Origin of the sequence: Longimicrobium sp. (assembly GCA_036389795.1) — a bacterium.
Taxonomy (GTDB): Bacteria; Gemmatimonadota; Gemmatimonadetes; order Longimicrobiales; family Longimicrobiaceae; genus Longimicrobium.
In genome coordinates this window covers 1-4,788 of sequence record DASVWD010000278.1, presented here as the reverse complement: position 1 = coordinate 4,788, position 4,788 = coordinate 1, and the positions used below count along the sequence as shown (strand labels likewise).

General features: G+C 72.8%; 4 protein-coding genes. All 4 read right to left on the bottom strand.

Going from position 1 to position 4,788, the window contains the following annotated elements; translation table 11 throughout:
- Positions 1-302 precede the first annotated feature (302 nt).
- Positions 303-2,624, bottom strand: a complete 2,322-nt coding sequence (locus VF746_31575; protein HEX8697001.1) for a carboxypeptidase regulatory-like domain-containing protein — start codon at positions 2,622-2,624, stop codon at positions 303-305.
- A gap of 221 nt (positions 2,625-2,845) precedes the next feature.
- Positions 2,846-3,475: a hypothetical protein gene (locus tag VF746_31570; protein HEX8697000.1), complete on the bottom strand. Its 630-nt coding sequence runs from the start codon at positions 3,473-3,475 to the stop codon at positions 2,846-2,848.
- Positions 3,476-3,682: 207 nt separating this feature from the next.
- A complete protein-coding gene (locus VF746_31565; protein ID HEX8696999.1) occupies positions 3,683-4,030 on the bottom strand; it encodes a hypothetical protein in 348 nt (115 codons plus the stop codon).
- Positions 4,031-4,050: 20 nt separating this feature from the next.
- Positions 4,051-4,503, bottom strand: a complete 453-nt coding sequence (locus VF746_31560) for a hypothetical protein (GenBank protein HEX8696998.1) — start codon at positions 4,501-4,503, stop codon at positions 4,051-4,053.
- Positions 4,504-4,788: the final 285 nt, after the last annotated feature.

The following is a 4,788-nucleotide window of genomic DNA, read 5'->3' as shown; positions in this document are numbered from 1 at the left end:
CCGGGCCGGCCCGCGCGGAGCCGCGCCGGCGGGCGATGCGCGTCCGCGCGGCTGTAACGGGTGGGGCTCGCGAGTTCTGCCGTCGTTCCGCGCCGGTACTCCACGGAGGGCGTTCGCGTGAGGGATGCGCGCCCGACAGGGCCGGGACGCCGCCGCGACACGGGTATCGTCGCGGCGGTGGCCCGGCGCGTTGGGCACGGTCGTATCGTGCCCTACCGCGCGCGCAGCCCGGCCCGGAGCGCAGCGGAGGGACACGCCCGGACCGCGGTGCGAGGTGCGAGGTGCGAAGTGCGTGGATCGCGCTACGGACTCGCTCGGCGGGAGGCGCCCACGCGGGTCCAGATCACGATGACGCCGCACTGGGAGCGGCCCGGGCGGCGGAACTCGGCGGGGGTCTCGGCGGCGCTGCGGTAGATCTCGACGGCCTCGATGTCCAGCGGCCGGATCTCGTCGGAGATGCGGCCCTCCTGCGCGGGCTGGAAGGGGACGCCGTCCAGGAAGTAGTCCACCTGGCACTCGCCCATCCCGCTGTTGCCGGTGATGTTCCCGCCCGCGTCGGCCAGGTCGCGCATGGCGCCCTGGGGCGTGCCCCTGGGGATCTCGCCCCCGTTGGCCTGCCGCAGCCGCATGTCCTCCTTCTGGCGGTCGCTGGGCGGGAGCGCCTGGTCGTTCACCTGCGGGATGGTGACGCCGGCCATCTGCACGCGCGCGCCGCCGATCCCCTCCACGATCCGCACGCCGGGGAGGCCGCGGAAGAGGTCGACGGTCTGCACGGCGCGCTTCCGCTCGATGTCGTCGCGCGTGAGGTAGATCCCGCGGCCGGTGGCGCGGCGGCGCTCGAAGCCCTCGCGCCGGCCCACGCCGGTGACGCCGGGGAGCGGGATCGCCCCCCGCGGGTCGGCGCCGGCGGCCACGCGCACCGGCTCGGCGGCGGAGGTGAGCGCCAGGTCCTGCCGCAGCGGGGCGCCCGGGGCCAGGCGCACCTCGCGCTCGCCGCTGGCGAGGCTCCCCGTCCCCGCGCTCAGCTTGAAGGGCCGCCCCTCGGGGACGCCGCAGAGGACGTAGAAGCCCCGCTCGTCGGCGCGGGCGGTGGCGGTGCGGAGCTCCGTGCGCTCGCCGCGCGGGTCCACCACGGTGCGCGTCCACGCGGCGGTGACGGTGACGGGCGCGCCGGCGGCGGCGCCCTGGACGGTGCCGGCCAGCACGCCGGCGTCCTCGCCCCCCGCGCCGCCCGGGCAGAGCGCCGCGGCGGCCGTCCGCCAGCCGGGGACGGCGAGCGCCACCGTGGCCGTCCGCCCGGCGGCGAGCTCGACCGCGGCGGGGCGCGCGGCGGCGGCGAGGGGCCCCAGCGCGGGGTGCGAGAAGGCGACGGTGTAGCTGCCGGCGCCCGGGCCCTCCAGGCGGAAGCGGCCCGCCGAGTCGGTGACGGCCGCCGCCTGGGTGCCGGAGAGGTAGACGCGCGCGCCGGCGAGCGGGGCGGCGGCGAGGCTGTCCCACACGGTGCCTTCCACGGCCGCGCCCCCGGCCGCGGCGAGCACGGGCGCCCCCGCGCGGGTGGCGGTGCGCGCGACCTCGCCGCCCACCTCGCGGATGGCGGCCAGGCGCGCGTTCTCGTAGGCGTGCAGGAAGTTGTTGTCGTTGGGGACGGTGCGGACCCCCTGCACCACCTCCACCTGCGGCATGCGGATGGCCCAGCGCCGCACGATCCAGTGCCCCTCGGGGAGCCGCTCGTACTCGACCGTGCCGCCCAGCCGCTCGTGGCTCACCGCCTGGGGCATCCCCGTGTAGGTGTACTCCACGCGCCGGAGCTCGGCCGTTGCGCGGTGCAGCCAGAGCACGCCGCGGATCTCGGGCACCCGCCGGCCGCGCACGGGCTCGAACGCCACGCCCAGCAGCGAGTCGCCCGCGGCGCGCTCGGCGGCGATGCGCAGGCAGTGGTCGGCCAGGAACTCGTCGGAGAGGAGGACGTGGGGGTCGGGGCCGTAGTACGTCACCCCGTCGGGCGTCTGCTGGACGAAGCCCTTCTCGGAGAGCTCCTTCGCGGGCGGGCTGGCGAAGGGGTGCACGGCCAGCGCTCCGGTGGTCCGGCGCTCCTCGCGCTCGACGCGGCCGCTCTGCGGGTCCAGGTCGCGCTCGTACTGGACCACCTCGTAGCGGAAGATGCGCTCGCGCTGGCCGAAGGCGGCGGCGTTGATCGCCTTCCTCGCCTCTTCCCACACGGTGGCGGTCTGCAGCCCGGCCTCGGGCCGCACGGCGCAGCGGCGCGACGGCGCCTCGACGGTGATCCCCTCCAGCGCCACGGGCCGGCCGCCGGCCACCAGCCGCTCGTTGCGCGTCTCGCCCGCGGCGAGGTCGAACGGCTCGGTGGTGGTGGTCGCGTAGCCGACGCGCTCGGCGCGCAGCCGGTAGCGCCCCGCGCCGGGCGCGCGCAGCGCGAAGGCGCCGCCCGCGTCGGTGAGGGCGGCGGCGCGCTGGGCGCCGGCTTCGTCCACGAGGGCGACCAGGACGCGCTCGACGGGCGCGCCCTCCGCGTCCACCAGGCGGCCCTGGACCGCCTGGGCGGCGGCGGGCGCGGCGGCGCAGAGCAGCGCGGCGAGGGCGAGGAGGAGCGGGCGCGGAGTCATGACGTCTCGCGGGTGGCGTCGGACCATCGGGCGGGGAGAGGGAAAGCTAACGGAAAACGCGTGGTCGTGGGAGCTTCTGACGCCCGGCAGTTTGTCGCGCTGTACCGGGTTGCCGGGGTGGGCCGGCGCTCGTAGCTGCCTCCGCGATGGTGACCCTCTCCTTGAGGAACCGATCTCCGTCTTAACCTGTTCCGCTCTCGCGCGACTTTCTCACCGGTCCTTTATAGCGGGTTGCGCGTCGCGCGGTCCAGTTCTTCCTTGCAGGCTGCGAAGGTTGAGAATTCGTAGTTCAGGAGAAGGAAGCCGGATGACGGGCTTAAAGCTACTGCCTTTAACGCGATTGCCTGCAGGTTGCCCGGCAAGGTGCCGCTGTCCCTACCCCAGTAGCTCGCTAGCGTACGTTCCTCGCGCAGCAGACCCATCATCCAGTCACGCGGCTCATCCCAAATGCTACCGGATCGCAGGTAGTCAAATTCCTCCCCCTCGCCATATTTCGCGTGGAGTGCGTCTCTAATCCGTTCATAAAGATTCTTCAACCGATCTCCGTATGCGCTGGTCTCTACGGTCCTGCTGCTAGCAACGACTTTGCATAGGCCGTGGGATGGAGAGATGACCAGAGTGAAGCCGTCAAAGTCGGGGTGCGACTCGGGTGCGCGCCGCACCCGGTAAATGCCGTTGTTGTCCGTCCGCTCTATCCCGTAGGATGACAAGGATGAGAGGGTCGCGCCGGCGCGGAATCCGAACGGCCTAGCTTCAGTTGATGCCGCTGCCTGCGGGTTGGACGCTTGCGCGCTCGCCTGAGCGGAAATGAGCGCAAGCGCGGCTACGGCAATAAACGGAGCCTTTCTCATGACGAGACCTCTTCGAAGGTGAAAGGGACAGAAAGGATTGAAAAACGTTTGCGGAGGAGCCTCCTCTCGACCTACATGTTTCGTAGAGGCGAGCATCCGATTTCGAGCACTCGGTGTCGGCGCAGGAGGCCGCCTACGTGCACGGACCGGGATCCGCCGGGCGAGGCATGCCTCGCCCCTACGGAGGGCACGCATGGTCTTCCGGATCTAGAAGATCGAGAGCTGCACCTGCTCGCCGGGGGTGACGTCGATGCGGAACGAGGTGGCCACGGCGTCGCCGCCGATCGGGTCGGCCTGGAAGCGCAGCGTGGTAGGGTTCGGCACGAACGACGGCGGGATCACGAACACGGCGGTGGAGGCGGGCTGCACCGTCCCCAGCCGCTGCCGCTGCACGTCGGTCACCACGTAGACGGTGTACGCCGCGAAGGCGCGGTTCACCACCCGCACGGTGGTGCGCGGCGCGCGCGGCGACGAGCCGCGCCCGCCGGACGCGCAGCCGCCCAGCGCCAGCAGCAGCAGGACGGCGGCGAGCGCGGCCCGCCGCCGTCCGCCCATCCTCCGGTCCGCGCCCGCGCTCACGGCTGCTTCTGGAAGGTGAACTGCAGCGCCACGCTGCCGGCGTTGCGCGTGTAGGTGAGCGTGCCGTTGCCGATGGTGCCGCTGTACTCGTTCTCGAAGCGCGGCCTGAAGCGGATGGTGTTGCCGCTCACCTCCACCTCGCCCGCGCTCTCGGAGCGGGTGTCGCCCGGGTCGATGTCGTTGGGGTCGGAGGTGCGGGTGTTGAAGACGAGGATCTGCGAGAACTCGGCGTCGCTCTCCAGGGTGAGGCGGCCTTCCTTGGCGACGGACGTGATCCCCGGCGCGGTGCCGGGCAGCGTGAGCGGCAGCGGCTGGCCGTTGATGGTGACGAGCAGGTAGTTGCCGGCCACGCCCTCGGGGAGCGTGGCGGAGCCGTCGCACCCCGAGGCGGCGGCCGCGGCGGCGACCGAGAGGAGCGCCGCCGCGCGGCGGAACGCACGTGGAAGCATCGCTGGTTTCCCTCTTCGTCCTGGATGGGTGGAACGCCGGCGCGCGGGCGCCCGGCGGCCGTCACGCAGGTCAACGCGCGGCCCGCTCGTATTCTTACGCTTTCGGGGCGACAAGGGAAGTGCGGGAGTGCGGGAGTGCGGGAGTGCGGGAGTGCGAGAGTGCGAGAGTGCGAGAGTGCGAGAGTGCGAGAGTGCGAGAGTGCGAGAGTGCGAGAGTGCGAGAGTGCGAGAGTGCGAGAGTGCGAGAGTGCGAGAGTGCGAGAGTGCGAGAGTGCGAGAGTGCGA

Coding starts and splice junctions, on each gene's coding strand:
- VF746_31575 (HEX8697001.1), bottom strand. CDS start 2,624: ATGACTCCGCGCCCGCTCCTCCTCGCCCTCGCCGCGCTGCTCTGCGCC.
- VF746_31570 (HEX8697000.1), bottom strand. CDS start 3,475: ATGAGAAAGGCTCCGTTTATTGCCGTAGCCGCGCTTGCGCTCATTTCC.
- VF746_31565 (HEX8696999.1), bottom strand. CDS start 4,030: ATGGGCGGACGGCGGCGGGCCGCGCTCGCCGCCGTCCTGCTGCTGCTG.
- VF746_31560 (HEX8696998.1), bottom strand. CDS start 4,503: ATGCTTCCACGTGCGTTCCGCCGCGCGGCGGCGCTCCTCTCGGTCGCC.